The organism is Jiangella alba, from assembly GCF_900106035.1.
GTDB classification, from domain to species: domain Bacteria; phylum Actinomycetota; class Actinomycetes; order Jiangellales; family Jiangellaceae; genus Jiangella; species Jiangella alba.
The window spans coordinates 681,879-702,080 of record NZ_FNUC01000003.1; the positions used below are offsets into that span (position 1 = coordinate 681,879).

19 protein-coding genes are annotated in these 20,202 nt (G+C 72.9%); 13 read left to right on the plus strand and 6 right to left on the minus strand.

Translation table 11 applies throughout. The features are described from left to right. Positions 1 to 7 precede the first annotated feature (7 nt). From BLV02_RS05870 to BLV02_RS05880, 3 genes are all read right to left on the minus strand, one after another. Positions 8 to 736 (minus strand): creatininase family protein, encoded by a 729-nt coding sequence (locus BLV02_RS05870; protein ID WP_069113198.1) that lies wholly within the window; start codon positions 734 to 736, stop codon positions 8 to 10. Beyond that, positions 733 to 1,614, minus strand: a complete 882-nt coding sequence (locus tag BLV02_RS05875; protein ID WP_245737703.1) for a Gfo/Idh/MocA family protein — start codon at positions 1,612 to 1,614, stop codon at positions 733 to 735. The genes BLV02_RS05870 and BLV02_RS05875 overlap by 4 nt, the downstream gene beginning before the upstream one ends. Positions 1,615 to 2,064: 450 nt before the next feature. After that, positions 2,065 to 2,877 carry an IclR family transcriptional regulator gene (locus BLV02_RS05880; protein ID WP_141711716.1) on the minus strand — a complete coding sequence of 271 codons (813 nt, stop codon included), beginning with the start codon at positions 2,875 to 2,877 and terminating at the stop codon, positions 2,065 to 2,067. 103 nt (positions 2,878 to 2,980) lie between these two features. Between BLV02_RS05880 and BLV02_RS05885 the strand changes: the two genes are divergently transcribed. The 3 genes from BLV02_RS05885 to BLV02_RS05895 all read left to right on the plus strand — a co-directional run bounded on the left by BLV02_RS05885 (position 2,981) and on the right by BLV02_RS05895 (position 7,822). Next, positions 2,981 to 3,445, plus strand: coding sequence for a RidA family protein (locus BLV02_RS05885; RefSeq protein ID WP_069113201.1), 465 nt, complete (start codon positions 2,981 to 2,983; stop codon positions 3,443 to 3,445). 99 nt (positions 3,446 to 3,544) lie between these two features. Next, entirely contained in the window at positions 3,545 to 6,046 is a 2,502-nt protein-coding gene (locus tag BLV02_RS05890) for a hypothetical protein (RefSeq protein WP_069113202.1), read from the plus strand. A gap of 9 nt (positions 6,047 to 6,055) precedes the next feature. Beyond that, entirely contained in the window at positions 6,056 to 7,822 is a 1,767-nt protein-coding gene (locus BLV02_RS05895) for an FG-GAP repeat domain-containing protein (RefSeq protein WP_069113203.1), read from the plus strand. Positions 7,823 to 7,895: 73 nt separating this feature from the next. On the opposite strand, the gene BLV02_RS05900 is transcribed toward BLV02_RS05895, so the two are convergent. After that, positions 7,896 to 9,167, minus strand: a complete 1,272-nt coding sequence (locus tag BLV02_RS05900; protein WP_141711717.1) for a coiled-coil domain-containing protein — start codon at positions 9,165 to 9,167, stop codon at positions 7,896 to 7,898. Between the two features lie 349 nt (positions 9,168 to 9,516). On the opposite strand from BLV02_RS05900, the gene mce reads away from it, so the two are divergent. From mce to BLV02_RS05925, 6 genes are all read left to right on the plus strand, one after another. Then, positions 9,517 to 9,957: a methylmalonyl-CoA epimerase gene (gene mce, locus BLV02_RS05905; RefSeq protein WP_069113205.1), complete on the plus strand. Its 441-nt coding sequence runs from the start codon at positions 9,517 to 9,519 to the stop codon at positions 9,955 to 9,957. A 14-nt stretch (positions 9,958 to 9,971) separates the two neighbouring features. Next, a complete protein-coding gene (locus BLV02_RS05910) occupies positions 9,972 to 11,150 on the plus strand; it encodes an acetyl-CoA C-acetyltransferase (protein WP_069113206.1) in 1,179 nt (392 codons plus the stop codon). Further along, on the plus strand, positions 11,147 to 12,103 hold the full coding sequence (gene meaB, locus BLV02_RS05915) for a methylmalonyl Co-A mutase-associated GTPase MeaB (protein ID WP_171906817.1): 957 nt from the start codon (positions 11,147 to 11,149) through the stop codon (positions 12,101 to 12,103). The genes BLV02_RS05910 and meaB overlap by 4 nt, the downstream gene beginning before the upstream one ends. Positions 12,104 to 12,207: 104 nt before the next feature. Next, positions 12,208 to 12,360 (plus strand): hypothetical protein, encoded by a 153-nt coding sequence (locus tag BLV02_RS36315; protein WP_157574795.1) that lies wholly within the window; start codon positions 12,208 to 12,210, stop codon positions 12,358 to 12,360. Between the two features lie 10 nt (positions 12,361 to 12,370). Next, a complete protein-coding gene (locus tag BLV02_RS05920; protein WP_069113208.1) occupies positions 12,371 to 13,069 on the plus strand; it encodes a PH domain-containing protein in 699 nt (232 codons plus the stop codon). A gap of 11 nt (positions 13,070 to 13,080) precedes the next feature. Then, on the plus strand, positions 13,081 to 13,587 hold the full coding sequence (locus tag BLV02_RS05925; protein ID WP_053205122.1) for a MarR family winged helix-turn-helix transcriptional regulator: 507 nt from the start codon (positions 13,081 to 13,083) through the stop codon (positions 13,585 to 13,587). On the opposite strand, the gene BLV02_RS05930 is transcribed toward BLV02_RS05925, so the two are convergent. Further along, positions 13,577 to 14,167, minus strand: coding sequence for a TetR/AcrR family transcriptional regulator (locus BLV02_RS05930; RefSeq protein WP_069113209.1), 591 nt, complete (start codon positions 14,165 to 14,167; stop codon positions 13,577 to 13,579). The genes BLV02_RS05925 and BLV02_RS05930 overlap by 11 nt on opposite strands. Positions 14,168 to 14,270: 103 nt before the next feature. Here BLV02_RS05930 and BLV02_RS05935 point away from each other — a divergent pair, with 103 nt between their 5' ends. Further along, positions 14,271 to 15,266, plus strand: a complete 996-nt coding sequence (locus BLV02_RS05935; RefSeq protein ID WP_069113210.1) for an ABC transporter permease — start codon at positions 14,271 to 14,273, stop codon at positions 15,264 to 15,266. A 1,036-nt stretch (positions 15,267 to 16,302) separates the two neighbouring features. Here BLV02_RS05935 and BLV02_RS05940 read toward each other — a convergent pair. Beyond that, on the minus strand, positions 16,303 to 16,758 hold the full coding sequence (locus BLV02_RS05940; protein ID WP_069113281.1) for an RrF2 family transcriptional regulator: 456 nt from the start codon (positions 16,756 to 16,758) through the stop codon (positions 16,303 to 16,305). 72 nt (positions 16,759 to 16,830) lie between these two features. Here BLV02_RS05940 and icmA point away from each other — a divergent pair, with 72 nt between their 5' ends. From icmA to BLV02_RS05950, 3 genes are all read left to right on the plus strand, one after another. Next, positions 16,831 to 18,540: a coenzyme B12-dependent isobutyryl-CoA mutase large subunit gene (gene icmA / locus BLV02_RS05945; protein WP_069113211.1), complete on the plus strand. Its 1,710-nt coding sequence runs from the start codon at positions 16,831 to 16,833 to the stop codon at positions 18,538 to 18,540. Between the two features lie 65 nt (positions 18,541 to 18,605). After that, entirely contained in the window at positions 18,606 to 18,782 is a 177-nt protein-coding gene (locus BLV02_RS36320) for a hypothetical protein (RefSeq protein WP_171906818.1), read from the plus strand. A 46-nt stretch (positions 18,783 to 18,828) separates the two neighbouring features. Next, a complete protein-coding gene (locus BLV02_RS05950) occupies positions 18,829 to 19,767 on the plus strand; it encodes a tetratricopeptide repeat protein (protein ID WP_069113212.1) in 939 nt (312 codons plus the stop codon). The last annotated feature ends 435 nt before the right edge of the window (positions 19,768 to 20,202 follow it).

Below are 20,202 nucleotides of genomic sequence, written 5' to 3' on the forward strand. Positions count from 1 at the left end.
ACGGTCCTCACAGGGTCTCGGTCAGGTCGGCGAGGCAGGCGGCCAGGCCGGCGACGACGGTGTCCAGGCGTGCGGCGCCGTCGTCGGCGGTGGCCCGCTCGGGGTGGTCGGTGTAGCCGTCGATGGACGTCCAGAGTGCGGCATCGTGGACGGTGGCGCCATGCGTGGAGCCGATGTCGGGCAGCGGGTGGGCGCGCGGCGGGACCGGGCCGGCGCCGTCCGGGCGGACCGCGCTGACCAGGGAGGTCTCGAACTCGCCGGCGTGCCCGGGGACGTTGGCGGCGTCGCCCGCGAAGCGCCAGTAGTCGACGTGGGCGACGGCGAGCCGGTGCCGGGTCGACGCGGCCGCCGCGGCCGCGTGGCAGACGCCGACGTTGCCGCCGTGCCCGTTGACCAGCACCACCCGGCGCCCGCCGCCCGCCGCGATCGAGCGCAGCAGGTCGAGCAGCACCGCCAGCAGCGTCTCCGGGGTCAGCGACAGCGTGCCGCCGAACGGCAGGTGGTGGTCGGACGCGCCGAACTGGAGGGTGGGCGCGAGGACGAGAGGGCGTGCGGCCCGCTCGGCGGCCAGCGTCGCGGCCCGCTCGGCCGCCGTCGCCGCCAGCAGCGCGTCGGTGCCGGTGGCGAGGTGCCGGCCGTGCTGCTCGATGGCGCCGACCGGGAGGACGACGAGCGCCTCCGGCAGCACCTCGTTCAGCGTCTCGCGGGACACGTCGGCCCAGTGGATGACGGTCATGCGGTGACTCCTTGCGTCGCGACCCGCTCGGCGAGGGCCAGTGCGGCGAGGCCGGCGGCGAGGTCGGGGTCCGGGCCGTCCGCGGCGCCGCGGACGAGGGCGGCGAAGCGGGCCACCTGCAGGTCGAAGTCGCGGGTCGTCCGGTCGCCGGGGAACTCGACCGTCTCGGCGCCGTCTGCCGTGGCCAGGCGCAGCGCGAACGTCGACCCGTCCAGGGTGGCCAGCCCGCGCGGCCCGAGGAAGGTCAGCTCGCACCGCGGCAGCGCGTCGGTCAGCCAGCCGAACTCCACCAGCACCTGGTGGCCGCCGGGGTGCCGCAGCCGCGCGCCGGTGAGGTTCGGCGCCGGCAGGCCGGGGTCGGTGCGCAGCGACCACGCGTCGTCGACGGTGAAGGCGCCGGGCCCGAGCAGGTGCGCCAGCCAGTCGAAGACGTGCGCGCCCTCGTGCACGACCGGCGTCCCGTGCCGCAGCGTGCGCCGCATCCGCTCCAGGTGCTCGGCGTCGCCGGCCACCCGGGGCTCGTCGTACACGTGCGCGCGCACCAGCAGCGGCCCGCCGAGCACGCCGTCGTCGATCCACGCCTTGAGCCGCGCGAGCGCGGGGTCGTGGCGGTAGGTGAGGCCGATCTGCAGCCGCCCGAGCTCGGCGCCGGTGAGCGCCGAGTACACCGCGGCGGCCGCCACCGACGTCGCGACGGGCTTCTCGGCGAGGACGAACCGGCCGGCCCGCAGCGCGGCGATGGCCAGCTCCGGCGTCGCCCACGGCGGGGTCGCCAGCACGACACCGTCCGGCCCGGCTCCCAGCGCGTCGTCGAGGCTCGCCCCGACGAGCACGTCGGAGCCCACCAGCGGCGCGACCGCCTCGCGGTGCGCGGCCACCGGGTCGGCGACGGCGACCAGGCGGACGTCGGGGAGCGCAGCAGGGCGGGCAGGTGCGCGCCACGGCCGATGTCACCGAGGCCGACCAGCGCGACCGCGACCATCCCGTCCCCCAACTTTCGCAATATCGAAATTAGAAACGCGAATACGAAGATAAGGCAGCCAGCGCGCCTTGGCAAGGTCGGCCGCCCTGAAGATCCGGACGAAGCGGACATCCGAGTGACGGTGAGCCTTGCCAAGCGCATCGCCAGGCTTGCCAAGGCGGGTCGACGGCCCCCGGTCGCGGGGGACGGTTGCCCGCGGGCTGGGTGACACCTGCGCCAACTGTTGCCGCCCACGTCACCCGCCCCAGACAGTCCCAGCCCCAGCAAGGGCGATCGGGGCTGACGGTGCTGGTGTGGAGCCGCAGCCCAGCACGCGCATCGGGCTGCAATGGAATCGTCCATGCAGTCAGCGCAGGTCGTCGAAGCCCAGCTTCCGCGAGACCGTCTTGCCGATCTCGACGACACCGGCGATGGCCTCTTTGCGGCGCTGGCCGGTGAGGTCGCGGGAGAACCCGGTGACGCCGACGGCGCCGGCCACCAGGCCGCCGGCGTCGAAGAACGGCGCGGCGACGCAGGCGATCTCGGCCTGCTCCTCCTCGTCCTCCAGCGCGTAGCCGCGTTTACGAACGCCGGCCAGCTCGGCGAGGAACGCCTCGCGCGTGGGCTCGGCGGCGCGCGGGCCGCGGCCCGGCGTGAGGTGGCCCAGCAGCGGCTCGAGGTCGCGCTCGGGCAGGTGGGCGGCGATGGCCTTGCCCAGTGCCGTGAGGTTGTACGGCGCCACCTTGCCGGGGTAGGTGTCGAACTGGATGAACCCGGGCGTGGCCGCCTTCGCGACGTAGACCACGGAGTCGCCGGTGAGCACGCCGATGTGCACCGGCATGCCGACGAGGTCGGCGAGGTCGCGCAGCTCGCGCTGCGCCACCGAGGAGAGGTCGACCTTGCGCACCAGCTGCGTGGCCAGGCCGTAGAGCCGCAGCGTCGGCCGCCAGAAGTGGCTGCGCCCGACCACCCGCCGCTGCGCGTAGCCGCGCTGCTCCAGCGTGTAGACGATGGAGGCGCACGTGGCCAGTGGGATGTTCGTGCGCTTGGCCAGCGCGGTGAGGGTCATGCCGTCCTCGGACTCGACCAGTGTCTCCAGTACGGTCAGTGCCCGCGCGACGGCCGGCGACGGTGCGCGGTCCTGGCCCGCCGTGCCCTCGTTGACGTCTTTGCCCGGCATTCGTGCTCCCTGCATCCGAGGCCCCGAGCCTACGGGATCTCACCTGTGTCACTCTATCTTCTGTTTGCCGTAGTCAAGTTCGATAGTCCGAAGGAGATGTCACGTGACCAGCGACGACCGTCACGCGTCCGCGCCCGCCGTCCCGCCGCCGGCCGGTCCGCAGCGCCCGTCCATCGCCCGCGCCCGGCAGATCGGCGACCTGCTCGCCACGTCCGGCCAGACCGCGGTCGGCCCCGGCGGCGCGCTGATCGCGTCCGGCCGGCTCGGCGACCAGGTCGACCTCGAGACCGGACGGCAGTGCGCGTGGCAGTGCACGGCCAACGTGTTCGAGGCCGTCCGTGCCGAACTCGGCAGCTTGGAGCGGGTGGCGGAGGTCGTCAAGCTGACGGTCTTCGTAGCCAGCGCGCCGGGCTTCATCGAGCAGCACCTCGTGGCCGACGCCGCCACCGCCTACGTCCAGCACGTGCTCGGACCGGACGCCGGGATGCACGCGCGCTCGGCCATCGGCGTCGCCGAGCTGCCCACCGGCAGCCCGGTGGAGGTGGAGGCGCTGATCCGCGTGCGCTGACCGCCGACCTCTTGTCGGGTTCATGGGTTCACCGCTATCGTCTCGGTTATTCAGAAGATAACTTCGAAATATCGAAAAATCAACTTCTGAGGAGACGCCGTGGCGCCACACCTGACCCGAAGAACGGCACTGACCCTCGGCGGCGCGCTCGCCGGTGGGCTGATCGCGAATCCAGGTGCGGCCGCGGCCGCACCTGGATCGGTCCTCCGGACGGCGGCGGCAGCCGCCGCCGGCCCGCACGGCTCCGGCGAGCCGACCGCCGAGGAGGCGAAGACCTGGTGGACGCCGCAGCGTCAGGTCTGGACCCCGATCGGCTGGAAGGGACACCTCTTCCGGTTCGACCAGTTCTACAACGGCACGACTGTGTGCCAGCCGGCCATCGCGCTGCCGCCCAGCGGCGCGGCCACGCTGAAGCCGTACCTCGCTCAGTACCGCGGCATGGACTTCCAGGTCACGCCGGTCATGCCGCAGGGCGGCGGCTTCCCGCCGCTGGCCGAAGAGCCGTACTACCTGCACCGCTCCGACTTCGGCGTCGGCATCCAGGGCTGGCTTGAGGACGTCGAGACGCCGGTCCTGTGGACCGAGTGGCGCCGCCAGGAGGGCCTGGTGCTGCGTCAGTACGCGTTCGCTCACGTGCCGGGCGCACAGCCGATCGACGAGCCCGGCGGGCCGATCTACGCGTGGCAGCGCTACGCGGTCGAGTGGGTCGACGCGCACGACAAGCCGGACACCTTCCAGTTCGCGCTGCGCCTGAGCCGGGTCTACCTGCAGCACCACATCGGGCCGCCGGAGCAGCAGGAGGCGTTCGTCACGATCCAGGCGACGCCGGCCGCCGCGCCGCTGGCCGGGCCGTTGCGCACGGACCGCATCTGGAACCCGGACGGCCGCCCGCTCACCGTCCGCGTCTACGACGAGACCGGCGCCGTCCGGATGGTCGTCGGGACGCCGGCCGGCGCCACCATCGCGCTGGTCGAGGCCGAGAACCAGCCCGGCGTCTACGACCTGCGCCTGGCCGTCCCCGCGGTGGAGGGCACGCACCTCGACGTGCTGCTGCCGATGCTGTCGCAGCCGGTCGCCGACGCCGACGCCGAGTGGGCGCTGGGCTGGGACGGCGCGCTGGCCGAGTGCGAGGAGTTCTGGTCGCCGCAGCCGGAGACGGCGTCGGTCATCTCGACCGGGGAGCACCAGGTCGACCAGTTCTTCCGGCGCAGCGTCCAGCTGGCCGAGATCATCGCCGAGAAGAGCCCGGACAGCGGGCAGTTCACGTTCCTCACCGGGTCGTTCGGCTACGACCTGCTGTGGAGCACGCCGACGTCGATGGTCAGCCACATGTTCCTCGACCTGCTCGGGCGGCACGAGGTAGTGGACCGGCACACCGACCTGTTCCGCGCGGTGCAGGGCGTGCGGCAGCCGCCGGGCGCGGCGTACCGCAACTTCAGCGCCGACGGGTTCTTCGCGACGCCGCTGTCGCTGCAGTCCTTCGACTGGCTCGGCGACCACGGCGCGATCCTGGAGGGCGCCGCCCGGCACGCGCTGCTCAGCCACGACGAGGCGTTCCTGGAGCGCTGGCTGGACCCGATCATCGCGGGCTGCGACTTCATCAAGCGGGCCTGCGAGTACACCGACCACGACGGCGTGCCCGGGCTGATGCCGGCGGCGGCGTCCAACGACACCGGCGTCGAGCAGCAGTCGATCTGGATCCAGGTGTGGAACTACAAGGCGCTGGCCAGCTCCGTCCGGCTGCTGCGCCGGATCGGGCACCCGCGGGCGGACGAGTTCGGCGCCGTCGCCGACCGGTTCCGGACGGCGTTCGGTGACGCGCTGCGGGCCGCCGCCGCGGAGGCGCCGACCTGGACCGACCCGGACGGCGAGGAGCACCCCGTCCTGCCCACCAAGTTCTCCGGCCCGGCCAGCCCGTGGCCGTTCCTGGAGGCGTTCGACACCGGTGCCCTGACGGCGGTCTGGGCCGGACTGCTGCCCGCCGACGACCCGCTGATGCGCTCGTACGTCGAGTTCTTCCGGGTCGGCCCGAACACCCGCGTCTTCGACCCGCACCACCACACCGCCCTCGACCGCGTCGTCCTCGACCACGAGCAGAGCAGCGGCGAGCCCTGCTACAGCTGGAACCTGTTCCACACCTGGCAGCTCGGCGACCGCGACCGCTTCCTCGAGGGCATGTACGGGCTGATCAGCGGCGCCGTCTCGCCGGACACCTACATCGCCAGCGAGCACCGCAATGCGATGTACGGGTCGCTGTTCGTGCAGCCGCTGATCACCTGGACCGCGCGGCACGCCGTCATCGACGACAGCCTGGTCGACGACGAGATCCACCTGCTGCGGCTGTGCCCGCTGGCGTGGGTCAGCGCGGACCACGAGACCACGTTCGAGCGGATGCCGACGCTGCACGGCCCGGTGTCGCTGCGGTTCCGGCTGTCCGAGGACGGGAAGTCGCTCACCGTCGGCTACGACGGCGACTGGGCGGACCGCGGTCCGCGCCGGACGCTGCTGCACCCGCCGGCACTGCCCGGCCTGAAGTGGGTCCTGGTCAATCGGCAGCGCTACGCCGCCGATGACGTCATCGTCCTCAAGCCCGGCCGATAGGAGCTCCCGATGAGACGTTCCCTCCCGTTAGCCCTCGCCGCGGTCCTGGTCGCCGGCCTCGGCGCCGCCGCCGTGCCGTCGTCCGCCGCGCCCCGCCCGAAGCCGCACCGGGTGGTCGACCTCGACGTCGCGTGGAAGGCGCCGCTGCGCGCGCAGTCGTCGCGGACCTTCGCCGCCGCCGTCCCCGGTGACATCACCGGCGACGGCCTGGCCGACGCCGTCGTCCGCGACCCCGGCCCGGACAGCGGCAGCCTGCGCGTCTACGCCCACGACGGCAGCGCCGCCGGCACCAACCCGTGGCCGGCGTTCACCGTGACGTCCGGCGACTGGGACTTCGCCGACGTCCTGCAGCTCGCCGACGTCACCGGCGACGGGTTGCTCGACGTCGTCGCCCGCGACCCCGACACCGGCAACGGCACGCTCTGGATCTACCCGAACGACGGCTCCGGCGGCGACGACCCGTGGCCGACGCGGGTGTCGGCCGGGCGCAACTGGAACACCTACGACCAGATCCTGCTCGGCGACGTCACCGGCGACGGCCGGCCGGATCTGCTCACCCGCGAGCCCGGCGCCGCCGCGGGCACGCTGTGGCTGCACCCGCACAACGGCTCGGCCACCGGGAACCCGTGGACCCGCCCGCGGTACTGGGCCGGCACCGGCTGGAATCTCGCCAACGTCATGACCTCGGCCGACATCACCGGCGACGGCAACGCCGACATCCTGGTGCGCGACGGCGGGGGAGCGCTCTGGGTCTACCCGCACAACGGCAACACCAGCACCAACCCGTACACCTCGCGCTACGGAGCCGGCACCGGCTGGAACCTGGCGACGCTGCTGATCACCGCCGACGCGACCGGCGACGGGCGGCCGGACGTCGTCGCGCGCAACGCCGGCGGCGGACTGCTGGTGTACCCGCACAACGGCGCGGGCGCCGGGAGCAACCCGTACACCGTCGCCCCGTACTCCGCCGGGACCGGCTGGGACGCGTCCGACGCGCTGCTGGCCGGCGACGTCACCGGCGACGGACGCGACGACGTGCTCGGCCGGGCCAAGGCGGGCGAGCTGTGGGTGTATCCGACGGGCGCCGGCGAGCCGTGGTCCGAGCGGTTCGCGGCCGGTTCGACGTGGGCGTTCGAGAACGCGCTGCTGCTCGGCGACGTCAACGGGGACGGCCGGCCGGACCTGGTGGTGCGGGACCGCGCCGCGACCAACGGCACGCTGTGGATCTACCCGAACACCGGCGCGACGTCGTCGAACCCGTGGACGGCGCCGCGGTACTTCGGCGGGACCGGCTGGAACACCGTCACCCAGTTGGCGCTGGGCGACCTCACCGGCGACGGCCACCCGGACATCCTGGCCCGCGACCGCCGCGGCGAGCTGTGGATCTATCCGCACAACGGCGGCTCGGCGGCGGCGAACCCGTGGACCGCGGGGCGGCACTGGGCCGGCAGCGGCTGGACCACCGCGACGACCCTGAAGCTGGCCGACGTCGACGGCGACGGCCGCCCCGACCTCGTCGACCACGAGCAGGACGGCACGCTGTGGGTCTACCCGACCAACGGCGGGGCGCCGATCCAGATCGGCGGCGACTGGTCGGTCGCGGACGTGCTCGCCACCGGCGACGTCACCGGTGACGGCCGTCCCGACCTCGTCAGCCGCGACGCCGCCGGCGATCTGTGGCTGCACCCGCACGACGGCTCGACGACGTCCGACCCGTGGACGACCCGCGAGCCCGCCGGCACCGGCTTCGACTGGGCCTCGGCGCTGCTGCTCTGACCCCGCACGAACGACGGCCGGCCGGCGCCCTGCCTCGAGGAGGGCGCCGACCGGCCGTCGGTGTCTGTGCCGGTTACTTGTCCGAGCCGGGGTCGTCGACCAGTTCGGCGTCGACGACGTCGTCGGACTTGCTGGAGCCGCCGACCGCGGGGGTCGGGTCGACCGGGGCCAGGCCGCCCAGCAGGCTGCGCAGCTGGCTGAGGTGCGCGGTGATGCTGTCGCGCTGGCGGTTCAGCTCGGCCACCTCGCGCTTGGCGGCGGTCAGCGTGGTCGTGGCCTCGGACTTGGCCTCGCCGACGGTGTTCTCGGCGTGCGCCTTGGCCTCGGCGACCAGCTGCTCGGCGTTGCGCTTGGCGCCGGCCACCAGGGCCTTGGCCTGCTCGTCGGCCTCGCGGCGGACCTTCTCGGCGCGCTCGTGCGCGGCGGCCGCACGGGCCTCGGCGTCGGTGGCGCGGTTCTCGGCGTCGTGCACCAGCTTCTGCGTCTCGGCGACGGACGCCTCGTACCGCTCGTTGATCTCGCGCTCGAGCTCTTCGCGCTTGGCGACCAGGCGCAACTCGTGCTCGGTGTTCTCCTTCTCGGCCTTCAGCTGCGCCTCGTCGAGGATCGCCTGGGCCTTGGCGCGCATGGCCTCGGCCTCGCGCTTGGCGGTGGTGCGCTGGTCGTCGACCTCGCGCTTCGCCGTGGCGCGCAGCTCGGTGACCTCGCGCTCGGCGACCGCACGCAGCCGGCTCAGCTCGCGCTCGGCCTGCGCCCGGCGCTCGCTGGTCTCGTGCTCGATGGCCGAGCGGACCTTGGCGGCCTCGCGCTTGGCGGTCTCGACCAGGTTCGAGGCCTCGCGGTTGGCGGCCGAGCGGACCTCCTCGGCCTCGATGCGGGCCTCGTCGATGAGCTCGTCGGCGGATCGCTTGGCGTTGGCCTGCAGCTCGCTGGCCTCGTTCTCGGCCGCGGTGCGCAGCTCGGTGGCGATGACCTGCGCCTCGGCGCGGGTCTCGCTGGCCTCGGCGTCGGCCTGCGCGATGAGCTCGCTGGCCTGCTCTTCGGCGAGCCGGAGCAGCTGCTCGATGCGGGCGCCGAGGCCGGAGTAGGTGGGTCGCTCGACCTCGCGGAGCTCGGTGCTGGCCTCGGCCAGCTCCTGGCGGAGCCGGACGACCTGCTTGTCGAGATCATTGGCGCGGCCGCGCGTCTGCGCGAGCGTCGCCTCCAGTTGCCGTACGTGCTGCTCGACCTGAATGCGGTCGAAACCACGCATCGCGATGGTGAACCCGCCCGTCGGCGAGCCGTCGAAGATCGACAGGCCGTCCGCGCCTATCTCCCTGACCGCCACTTCCCTTACCTCGCTCATGTTCTCCCTCATCGGGGTGCCACCCCGCGGGGCAGGCACACGTCACTGGTGTGTCGAAATCCGTCGAGGTGCTTGCCCGGGTCTTCCCCGTCACGGACGCCGAGCCCCTCGAATAGCAACGCAGAGTACTCCGAAACTGCGCCGGTGCCGATGGCGGTGGAACGTCCGCACACCGCGGGCTGACGGCTTCGAGGGGATCGGTCGGGGCGGTCGGGCTGGGGCATCCCTCCGGAGGTCGACGTCTGGCCTCCAAGGTCCACACGTTAGTTGTCCAAATGCGAACTCACCACCGGTTGGGGCAGATCGGCCGAATTCTCGTCGAGCCGTCTCAGGGCCGTAATGTTCAGGCATGGGGCTGTTCACGACGATCGACCACGTCGGGGTGGCGGTCGCCGACCTCGACGCCGCCGTCGAGTGGTACCGCGAGCACTTCGGCATGGTGCTCGAACACGAGGAGCGCAACGAGGAACAAGGTGTGCGCGAGGCCATGCTGCGGGTGTCCGACGGCGACGACGGACCGCGGCTGCAGTTGCTCGCGCCGCTGACGCCCGACTCCGCCATCGCGAGGTTCCTCGACACCCGCGGGCCCGGCATCCAGCAGCTCGCCTACCGCGTCGACGACGTCGAGGCGGCGGCCGCGACGCTGCGCGAGCGGGGGCTGCGGCTGCTCTACGACACCGCCCGCCGCGGCACGTCCGGGTCGCTGGTGAACTTCGTGCACCCGAAGGACGCCGGCGGCGTACTCGTCGAGCTCGTCCAGCTAGGCTCGAAGTCAAGCGGAGTGACCTGAGTCGAGGAGGACGCATGGCCGTCATCGCCGGTGGAGCACGCACGCCGATCGGGAAGCTGCTGGGCTCGCTGTCCGGGTTCTCCGGGGCCGACCTCGGCGGGTTCGCCATCGAGGCGGCGCTGGCGCGGTCCGGCGTCGCTCCCGGCCAGGTCGACTACGTCATCATGGGCCAGGTGCTGCAGGCCGGCGCCGGCCAGATCCCGGCCCGCCAGGCCGCCGTCAAGGGCGGCATCCCGATGACCGTGCCCGCGCTCACCGTCAACAAGGTGTGCCTGTCCGGGCTCGACGCCATCGCGCTGGCGGCGCAGCTGATCCGGGCCGGCGAGTTCGACATCGTCGTGGCCGGCGGCATGGAGTCCATGACCAACGCGCCGCACCTGCTGCCGAAGTCGCGGCAGGGCTTCAAGTTCGGCGACGTCACGCTGCTCGACCACATGCAGTACGACGGCCTGTACGACGTCTTCACCGAGCAGGCCATGGGCGCGCTGACGGAGACGGCGAACCGCACGCTGACCCGTGAGGAGCAGGACGAGTTCTCCGCCGCGTCGCACCAGCGTGCGGCCGCCGCCTGGAAGAACGGTGTGTTCGACGACGAGGTGGTGCCGGTCGAGGTGCCGCAGCGCCGTGGAAAAACAGCCGATCCGACCTACGTCACGAGCGACGAGGGCATCCGCGCCGACACCACCGCCGAGACGCTGGCCCGGCTGAAGCCGAGCTTCCGGCCCGACGGCACCATCACCGCCGGCTCGGCGTCGCAGCTGTCCGACGGCGCCGCCGCGGTCGTCGTCATGAGCGAGGAGAAGGCGGCCGAGCTGGGCGTCACACCGCTCGCGACCATCGGCGCGCACGGCGTCGTCGCCGGCCCCGACTCCACGCTGCAGAGCCAGCCGGCCAACGCCATCCGCGCCGCGTGCGCCAAGGAGGGCATCGACCCGGCCGCCCTCGACCTCGTCGAGATCAACGAGGCGTTCGCGGCCGTCGGCATCGCCAGCACCCGCGAGCTGGGCGTCGACCCCGCGAAGGTCAACGTCAACGGCGGCGCCATCGCCATGGGCCACCCCATCGGCATGTCCGGCGCCCGGCTGGTGCTGCACCTGGCGCTCGAGCTGGGCCGCCGGGGTGGCGGCGTGGGCGCGGCGGGGCTGTGCGGAGGCGGCGGCCAGGGCGACGCACTGGTGCTGCGGGTGCCGTGACACCGCCCGTGGCCGGGGCCGGCCTGGTCGAGCGGGCGGCCGGCGGCGACCCCCGCGCCGTCGCCCGGCTGGTCACGCTGGTCGAGAACGGCGCGTCCGACCTGCGCGAGCTGACCGCCGAGCTCGTCGCGCACGCCGGCTCCGCGGCCGTCGTCGGCATCACCGGCTCGCCCGGCGTCGGCAAGTCCACCGTCACGTCGGCGCTGGTCGGTGCCTACCGCGCGCAGGGCCTGCGGGTCGGCGTGCTGGCCGTCGACCCGTCCTCGCCGTTCACCGGCGGCGCGCTGCTCGGCGACCGCGTCCGCATGCAGGACCACGCCACCGACCGCGGCGTGTTCATCCGGTCCATGGCCACCCGCGGGCACCTCGGCGGGCTGGCGTGGGCCACGCCGCAGGCCGTCCGCGTGCTCGACGCCGCCGGCTGCGACGTCGTGCTGATCGAGACCGTCGGCGTCGGGCAGTCCGAGGTCGACGTCGCCGCGCTGGCCGACACCACGCTGGTGCTGCTCGCGCCCGGCATGGGCGACGGCGTCCAGGCGGCCAAGGCCGGCATCCTCGAGGTCGGCGACGTGTTCGTCGTCAACAAGGCCGACCGCGACGGCGCCGACCAGGTCGTCCGCGACCTCCGCGGCACCGTCCGGCTGGCCGAGCGCGCGCCGGGCGACTGGCGGCAGCCGATCGTCAGCACCGTCGCCGCCCGGGGCGAGGGCATCGACGACGTCGTCGAGGCCATCGCCGCGCACCGCACCTGGGCGGCCGGCAGCGGCGAGGCCGAGCGGCGCCGGGTCCGCCGCGCCCGCGACGAGATCGAGGCCATCGCCGTCACCGACCTCCGCCGCCGCTTCGCCGGCGTGCACGGCGACGAACGGCTCGACGACCTCGCCCGCGCCGTGCTGGCCGGCGAGCTGGACCCGTACGCCGCCGCGGAGAAGATCGTCGACGCCGTGTCATGATCCGGCGTGGCGCTGGGGTCTTTGGCCCAACGTGAGGTACAAAGTCAGGAAGCAGCGCGCGTGGCGGCCGTCGTCCGCGTGCCCCGGTACGAAAGGATGATGCAGTGAGGAAAGCGCTCATCATCCTGGGTATCGCGTTTCTGGTGTACTTCGTGCTGACCGAGCCCGAGGGACTGGCCGACCTGCTCGGCGAGATCGGCAACGGCATCGCCGACTTCTTCGACGCCGTGATGACGTTCTTCACCGAGTTGTTCTGAGCCCGGCGCCATGTGGACGCCCAGGAGAGCGGCCGACGGTCTGAGCGACGGGTTCATCCGCTGGCTCGACCGCGTCGCCGAGGACGGCCTGATCCGGCTGTTCTGGCGCAACTTCACCTCCTGGTTCGGGCACCGGCTGGTCAGGCGGAAGCTGGTGGCCGGCGAGGAGATCGTCGCCGAGTGCAAGCACAGCGCGATCCTCTACGGGCTGCCGGCGCTGGCCGCGCTGGGCGGCGTGCTGCTGCTCGTCGTCGCACCGTTCATGCAGGCCCGCACCGCCTGGCTGCCGCTCGCCGGTGCGGCCGGGCTGCTCGGGTACGCGCTGATCAAGTCGCTGTACATCGCCCGCGACCGCTTCGTCGTCACCGACTCCCGGGTGTTCCGCGTGTGGGGGCTGTTCTCCCTCAACGAGGCCGAGATGGAGATCGTCCGGCTGCTCGACATCACCGTCGTGCGGCCGTGGTGGCTGCGGCCGTTCCGCTCCGGCCACCTGGTACTCGAGAACGCCGCCCAGGAGCAGGGCGTGCGCGACATCCACTTCATCCCGCGGCCCAACGACGTCGCCCGGGTCATCCACGCACTGCGGCGCGAGGCCACCGGCGCGTCGGCGCCCGCGGCCGAGGAACCCAAGAAGAAGAACCCGCGGCGGCCGGACCATCCGCGCAACCCGGGACCGGCCACCGCCCGCCGCCGCCAGGGCGTCTACTAGGTTGGGTGCCCATGGCCGAGCCATTGGACCTGGATTTCGACCCGATCGAGCGCGCCGCGTCGATCTGGCGGGAGCGGTTCGGCCCGTCCGAGGCCATGGCCGCGGCCACGTCGATCATGCGGGTGCAGCAGCTGCTGATCGGTGAGTTCGACCGTATCTGCCGCCCCTACGGCCTCACCTTCGCGCGCTACGAGGCGCTCGTGCTGCTCAGTTTCAGCCGCACCGGCGCGCTGCCGATGGCCAAGATCGGCGAGCGGCTCATGGTGCACCCCACCAGCGTCACCAACACCATCCAGCGGCTCGAGGGCGCGGGCTTCGTCACCCGCGAGCCCAACCCGCGCGACGGCCGCGGCACGCTGGCCCGCATCACGCAGTCCGGCCGCGACGCCGTCGGCCGCGTCACCACCGAGCTGATGGAGGCCGAGTTCGGCCTGCGCGCCCTCGGCGGCGACGACCGCAAGCAGGTGTTCGACATCCTGCGCGGCCTGCGCGTGGCGGCAGGCGACTTCAGCGACTGATCGCGCTGAAGCCGTCGAGGTAGTCGTCGGTGTCGATGCCGAGCAGGTGCCGCTGCGCGACGAAGCCGATCATGACGCCGTACATGGTGCGCGCGACCTGCTGGCTGTCGGCGTCGGCGGCGAGGTAGCCGGCCTCGCGCCAGCGGTCGGCCAGCTCGGCCCACAGGCCGATGATGCGGTCGGCGATGGTGGTGACGATGCCGCGGATCTCCATGTCGCGGACCGCCTCTGACCACACGTGCAGCGCCATCTTCGTCCGGTCGACCTCGCCGGCGGTGACGTGCTCGGTGATGTGGACGAGGGCGCGTCGCAGCGCCTCGTCCGGCCGGGGGACCGGATCTTCGCCCAGCAGCTCCTGGAACGCGTCCTCGGCCGTGCCCGCGATGCCTTCCGCCGTGGTGCGCACGAGGTCGGCCTTGCTGGGGAAGTACCGGTAGACCGCGCCGGCGGACAGGCCCGACTCGGCGAAGACGTCCTGCATGGACGTGGCGTGGAAGCCCTGGCGGCTGAAGCAGCGCCAGGCGGCTTCGAGGATCTGCTGTCGCCGGGCGGCGAGGTGGGCTTCGGAGACACGGGGCATGGCTCCATCGTAAAACGAACGATCGTTCTTGACACCTCGGCGGTCCGGGAGGAGAGTGGTCCTATTGGAGAACGGTCGTTCGTTTTAGCTTGTTGGAGGAACCATGCGCAGGGTCATCGGCATCGCGCTGGGCCTGTCCATCGCCATCGGGGTTCTGGTCACCGCGTTCGTGTGGCCCAGTTCGGAGATCGCGCCACGCGACGTGCCCATCGCCGTCGCCGGGCCACCCGAGGCGGTCGCCGCGGTGTCGGAGCAGCTCGACGAGGCGGTGCCGGACGGCTTCTCGATCGACGCCGTGTCGTCGGAGGACGAGGCCCGGTCGGCCATCGCGGACCGGGATGTGTACGGCGCGATCGTCCTGTCGCCGTCCGGCCCGCCGACCGTTCTGACGGCCTCTGCCGCCAGCCCCGTCGTGGCGCAGCTCCTGCAGGGCGTGGCGACGTCGATGGCGTCTGAGTCGGCGTCCGGGCCGGCCGCCGGGCCGGTCGTCGAGGACGCCGCGCCGCTGCCGTCCGACGACGCCCGCGGCGCCGGCTTCAGCGCGGGCGCGCTGCCCATGGTGTTCGGCGGCATCGCCATCGGCGCCGCCATGAGCTTCGTCGTCGCCGGAGTCTGGCGCCGGGTGGCCGGTGCGACGATGGCGGCGATCGGCGGCGGTGCGATGGCCGTGCTGGTCATGCAGAGCTGGCTCGGCGTGCTCGAGGGCAACTGGTGGGCGAACGCCGGCGTGTACGCGTTGATCCTCGGTGCGACCTCGTTCACGCTGATCGGCCTGAACGCGGCGCTGGGGCACGTCGGTGCGGCGCTCGGTGCCGCGACCATGCTGCTGCTGGGCAACCCCCTGTCCGGCGTGACATCGGCGCCGGAGCTGCTGCCGTCCGGGTGGGGGACGTTCGGTCAGCTCCTGCCGCCGGGTGCGGGTGGGACGCTGCTGCGGTCGTCGGCGTTCTTCGACGGGGCGGGGGCACTGCAGCCGGTGCTCGTGCTGTCCGGCTGGGTCGTCGTGGGTCTGCTGCTGGCGGCGGTGGGGGCGCGGCGTGGCGCTTCGCCCGCGGCGTCGCCGGCCGTGCCCGTCGGTGAGGCCACGTTGGCCCGCTGAGGCACGTTGGCGCCTGCCCCCTGCTGCTTCCAGTGTCGGGGGCGCGGGTGGCCGCCTCAAGCGGACCTCTTTGGACGGCGCTTCGCGCGACGGAGGACCGCTTGACCCGGCCGCCCGCGCCCCCGTTCAAGCAGCGTCAGGGGGCCGGCCGGAGAATGGGCCTGGGCTTCCATGCCTGCTGGGGTCCGGGTCGGCTGGCCGCTCACTGGCCGTAGGCGGGTTGTCGGCTACCGGCTCGGGCGCTGGTTCGGGTCGGCTGGCCGCCGTCTGGCTCGCTCGGGTGTGGCTACCGGATCCGCTGTGGGTCGCGGTTCGCTGGCCGCTCGTCCTTGCGGTGGTGTTCCGGCCGCCGGCTCCGCTGATGGTCGCGGTTCGCTGGCCGCCGTCGGTCGGCTGTCCCTTGCGTCCGCCGGGTCGCGCAGTGGTGTCAGCCGCAGTCGGACATGTCGGTGTGGGCGTCGCCGAGCGTGCTGATGGGAGTACGCCGGCCAGGCCGGGCGGGTCGGCTCCAGATACGCGTGACCATCCAAGAAACGGGTCACCAGGACGACCTGGTTCTTGGATGGTCATCGGCGGTGACGCGGGCGCGCGCTGTGGGCCCGCCGACCGTTCGCTGAGGCCCGGGAAAGCGGCGCACGCCCCGGGAACCGGCGGACAGGCCCCGTTTCGCGGTCTCGAGCGCCGGTTTCCGGGGCGTCAGGCGAAATCCCGGGCGTCAACGTCCTGGCCTGCCGTCACGTCCGCAGCCCGGATCACGATCGCCTCGGCACAGCCCGCGTCGCCGGCGAGGGGACGGGCTGCGGCGTTGGTGACTCGGGTTTCGTCGTCACCACCATGACGTCCACGTCGTCATCCCACGTGGCGGGAAACACGTGGTAGCTCGACCCCTCCCGGCCCGGGTGGGGCCCACCCTACGGGCGGGCACCGACAACGTCGCGCCGCGAACGATGCCGTCCGCCGGCTACCGCGCTCCGCTCGGATCTGCGTCCGTCCGCTGGCCGCCAGGCCCGCCCAGCCGGCGGCCGGTGGGGCAGGCTCAGCGGCGGGTCCAGGAATCGGGGCGTTTCTGCAGCTCGATGACGTGGTCCGGAAGGCGGTCGGCGATGACGTCGGCGACGGTGGTGTGTTCCAGGACGTCGCGCAGACTGGCCCGGACCGCCACCCACACGCGGGTGAGCGGCTGCGCCGGCCCGGGGTAGATGGTGTCCTCGGGCGGCATGCCGCGCACCGCGGCCAGCGGGCCCTCGGTGGCCCGGACGATGTCGGCGAGGGTGATCTCGGCCGCCGGTCTGGTGAGGCGGTACCCGCCCGTGGCACCGCGCTGGGCATCGAGGATGCCGGCCCGGCGCAGGTCGCCGAGGATGGTCTCGAGGAACTTGCCGGGGATGTCCTGCGCCTCCGCCAGCTGCTGCCGGGTGGCCGACGACGGCTGCTGGGAGGCGAGCTGGACCACCGCCCGGACGGCGTAGTCGGCGCGCGCTGTGATGTGCACGAGCCCGATCATCCCACTGCGGGTACGATGGAGCCAGTTACTAGGACGTCCAACTAAAATGGAGACCCCATCATGGATGCCCGTGAGATCGAGGACGGCCGCCGGCGCTGGCAGGCCAGGCTCGACGCCGCGGTCGCGGCCGGCAAGGTCCGCGACACCGACTTCACCACGCTGTCCGGCACCGAGGTCGACCCCGTCTACGGGCCGCCTGACGGCGTCGACGATCCCCGGTTCGAGCGCATCGGCTGGCCCGGCGAGTACCCGTTCACCCGCGGCCTCTACCCGACGGGGTATCGCGGGCGGGCGTGGACGATCCGCCAGTTCGCCGGGTTCGGCAGCGCGCAGCAGACCAACGAGCGCTACAAGATGATCCTGCGCTCCGGCGGCGGCGGGCTGTCCGTCGCGTTCGACATGCCGACGCTCATGGGCCGCGACTCCGACGACGCGCGCAGCCTCGGCGAGGTCGGCCACTGCGGCGTCGCCATCGACTCCGCGGCCGACATGGACGAACTGTTCGCCGGCATCCCGCTGGGCGACGTCACCACGTCGATGACGATCAGCGGGCCGGCGGTGCCGATCTTCTGCATGTACGTCGTGGCCGCCGAGCGGCAGGGCGTCGCCGTCGGCGACCTCAACGGCACGCTGCAGACCGACATCTTCAAGGAGTACATCGCGCAGAAGGAGTGGCTGTTCGAGCCCGAGCCGCACCTGCGCCTCATCGGCGACCTGATGGCGTACTGCGCGGCCGAGATCCCGGACTACAAGCCGCTGTCGGTGTCGGGCTACCACATCCGCGAGGCCGGCTCGACGGCCGCGCAGGAGCTCGCGTTCACGCTGGCCGACGGCTTCGGCTACGTCGAACTCGGGCTGTCGCGCGGCCTCGACGTCGACGTGTTCGCGCCCGGGCTGTCGTTCTTCTTCGACGCCCACGTCGACTTCTTCGAGGAGATCGCCAAGTTCCGCGCCGCCCGCCGCATCTGGGCGCGGTGGATGCGCGACGTCTACGGGGCGACGACGGAGAAGGCGCAGTGGCTGCGCTTCCACACCCAGACGGCGGGCGTCTCGCTGACCGGGCAGCAGCCGTACAACAACGTCGTCCGCACGGCGGTCGAGGCGCTCGCCGCGGTCCTAGGCGGCACGAACTCGCTGCACACCAACGCCCTCGACGAGGTGCTGGCGCTGCCGACGGAGTCCGCGGCCGAGATCGCGCTGCGCACCCAGCAGGTGCTGATGGAGGAGACCGGCGTCGCCAACGTCGCCGACCCACTCGGCGGCTCGTGGTACGTCGAGGCGCTCACCGACCGCCTCGAGGCCGAGGCCGAGGAGATCTTCGACCGCATCCGCACCATGGGCGAGCGCGACCGCCGCTGGCACGACGCCTACGGCCCGATGACGGCGGGCATCCTGCGCGGCATCGAGGACGGCTGGTTCACCGGCGAGATCGCCGAGTCGGCGTTCCAGCACCAGCAGCGGGTCGAGAAGGGCGACAAACGCGTCGTCGGCGTCAACGTCCACACCGGCAGCGTCACCGGCGAGCTCGACATCCTGCGGGTGTCGCACGAGGTCGAGGACGTCCAGCGCGAGGTGCTGACGAAGCGGCGGGCGGTCCGCGACGACGCCGCCGTGCGGGCCGCGCTGGCCGCCATGGTCGAGGTCGCGCGCACCGACGCGAACATCGTCCCCGCCATGCTCGACGCCGCCCGGGCCGAGGCCACGCTGGGCGAGATCTGCGACGCGCTGCGCGCGGAATGGGGGGTGTACTCCGAGCCGGCCCGGTTCTGACGGGTGGACGGCCCGCCGGTGATCTGTCACCATGCGGGCAACAGCGCTCCGACCAGGGAGGTCGCATGTTGGTACCGATCCTGCTGGCCGTGATGATCGCCATCCTGCTCGCGCACGCCTACCCGTTGCGCCGCCGCGTCGCCGACGAACCCGCCCGCCGGGCCGCGCCCGCACCGCTCGTCCCGGTGCCTCGCGCGCACGCCGTCGACGCCCGTCACTGGAACAGCGCCTACTGGGACTGACGGACCCATGTGGCAGCCGGGCGGTTGATCGGTGGAGGATAGGGGCATGAGCTCGCAGAGTTTCAGCCGCCCCGGCGCCGTCGACCTGTCCGCCCTGAACGGCGGCGGGACGCCGCAGCAGGCCACGCCGGGCGCCTCCGGCGGTGGCTACGTCATCGACGTCACCGAGGAGACGTTCCAGTCCGAGGTGCTCACCCGGTCCATGTCCGTGCCCGTCGTCATCGACTTCTGGGCCACCTGGTGCGAGCCCTGCAAGACGCTCTCGCCCATCCTCGAGCGCCTGGCCGCGCAGCACGAGGGCCGGTTCGTCCTCGCCAAGATCGACGTCGACGCCAACCAGGCCATCGCGCAGGCCGCGCAGGTGCAGAGCATCCCCACCGTCGTCGCCGTGCTGCGCGGGCAGCTGGTCCCGATGTTCCAGGGCGCCATCCCCGAGGCACAGGCCCAGCAGGTCATCGACCAGCTGCTGCAGATGGCCGTCGCCAACGGCGTCGCCGGGCGGGCCGACCCCATCCCGGGCGCCGGCGGCGCCGACCCGGCCGAGGGCGACGACCCGGTCGAGGAAGAGCCGATCGACCCCCGGTTCGAGGCCGCCTACGACGCCATCAACGCCGGCGACTTCGACAAGGCGGCCCAGGCGTACCAGCAGGTGCTGGCCGAGACGCCGGCCGACGCCGAGGCGAAGGCCGGGCTGGCCCAGGTCGAGCTGCTGCGCCGCACGGCGGGCGCAGACCCGGCCGGGGCGCTCGCGGCGGCCGACGCCGCCCCTGCCGACGTCGGCGCACAGCTGCTGGCCGCCGACATCGAGGTCGTGTCGGGCCGGGTCGACCAGGCGTTCGACCGCCTCATCGGCACCATCCGCCGCGTCTTCGGCGACGACCGCGAGCAGGTCCGTGCCCGCGTCGTCGAGCTGTTCGACATCGTCGGCGGCGCCGACCCGCGCGTCGTCAAGGCGCGGTCGGCGCTGGCCAGCGCGCTGTTCTAACCCGGCGACGGCAGCGGGCCGGCGAACACGTCGCCGCGCCCCGCGGCCGCGTGCGCTCGTTGATCATGGAGAAGGTCGGCTTCCCGGCGACCCGGGACCCGACTTTCGCCATGATCGACCGTCGGTGTGGGGCTTGAGGGGCTGGTGGGGCTCGTGTGGGCCGGCCGCGCTGGCTCGGGGCGGCGGCGTCACGGGGGTGGCCGTGCGGCGGCGGCCGGGAGGCTGGCGTGTGGGGGTGGGGTCGGCGTGGGCGGGGCGTGGTGTCGGCGGCGTGGGTCGGGGCGTGGTGCCGGCCGGGTAGCCGACGAGTGACCGGGGCGCGGACGCCCCAGCGGGTCACGGGTTCGCATCGGTGACTTGACGGGACCGGGCGCGGCACGATCCAATGTCCACCACATCCCGGAAACGTTTCCCGCTCCGCATCACGGCACTACT

Bases quoted from the DNA above. Each gene is read 5' to 3' on its own strand.
- BLV02_RS05870 (WP_069113198.1), bottom strand. From the start codon at position 736: ATGACCGTCATCCACTGGGCCGACGTGTCCCGCGAGACGCTGAACGAG.
- BLV02_RS05880 (WP_141711716.1), bottom strand. From the start codon at position 2,877: ATGCCGGGCAAAGACGTCAACGAGGGCACGGCGGGCCAGGACCGCGCA.
- BLV02_RS05895 (WP_069113203.1), top strand. From the start codon at position 6,056: ATGAGACGTTCCCTCCCGTTAGCCCTCGCCGCGGTCCTGGTCGCCGGC.
- BLV02_RS05900 (WP_141711717.1), bottom strand. From the start codon at position 9,167: ATGAGCGAGGTAAGGGAAGTGGCGGTCAGGGAGATAGGCGCGGACGGC.
- mce (WP_069113205.1), top strand. From the start codon at position 9,517: ATGGGGCTGTTCACGACGATCGACCACGTCGGGGTGGCGGTCGCCGAC.
- BLV02_RS05910 (WP_069113206.1), top strand. From the start codon at position 9,972: ATGGCCGTCATCGCCGGTGGAGCACGCACGCCGATCGGGAAGCTGCTG.
- BLV02_RS05920 (WP_069113208.1), top strand. From the start codon at position 12,371: ATGTGGACGCCCAGGAGAGCGGCCGACGGTCTGAGCGACGGGTTCATC.
- BLV02_RS05925 (WP_053205122.1), top strand. From the start codon at position 13,081: ATGGCCGAGCCATTGGACCTGGATTTCGACCCGATCGAGCGCGCCGCG.
- BLV02_RS05930 (WP_069113209.1), bottom strand. From the start codon at position 14,167: ATGCCCCGTGTCTCCGAAGCCCACCTCGCCGCCCGGCGACAGCAGATC.
- BLV02_RS05935 (WP_069113210.1), top strand. From the start codon at position 14,271: ATGCGCAGGGTCATCGGCATCGCGCTGGGCCTGTCCATCGCCATCGGG.
- icmA (WP_069113211.1), top strand. From the start codon at position 16,831: ATGGATGCCCGTGAGATCGAGGACGGCCGCCGGCGCTGGCAGGCCAGG.
- BLV02_RS36320 (WP_171906818.1), top strand. From the start codon at position 18,606: ATGTTGGTACCGATCCTGCTGGCCGTGATGATCGCCATCCTGCTCGCG.
- BLV02_RS05950 (WP_069113212.1), top strand. From the start codon at position 18,829: ATGAGCTCGCAGAGTTTCAGCCGCCCCGGCGCCGTCGACCTGTCCGCC.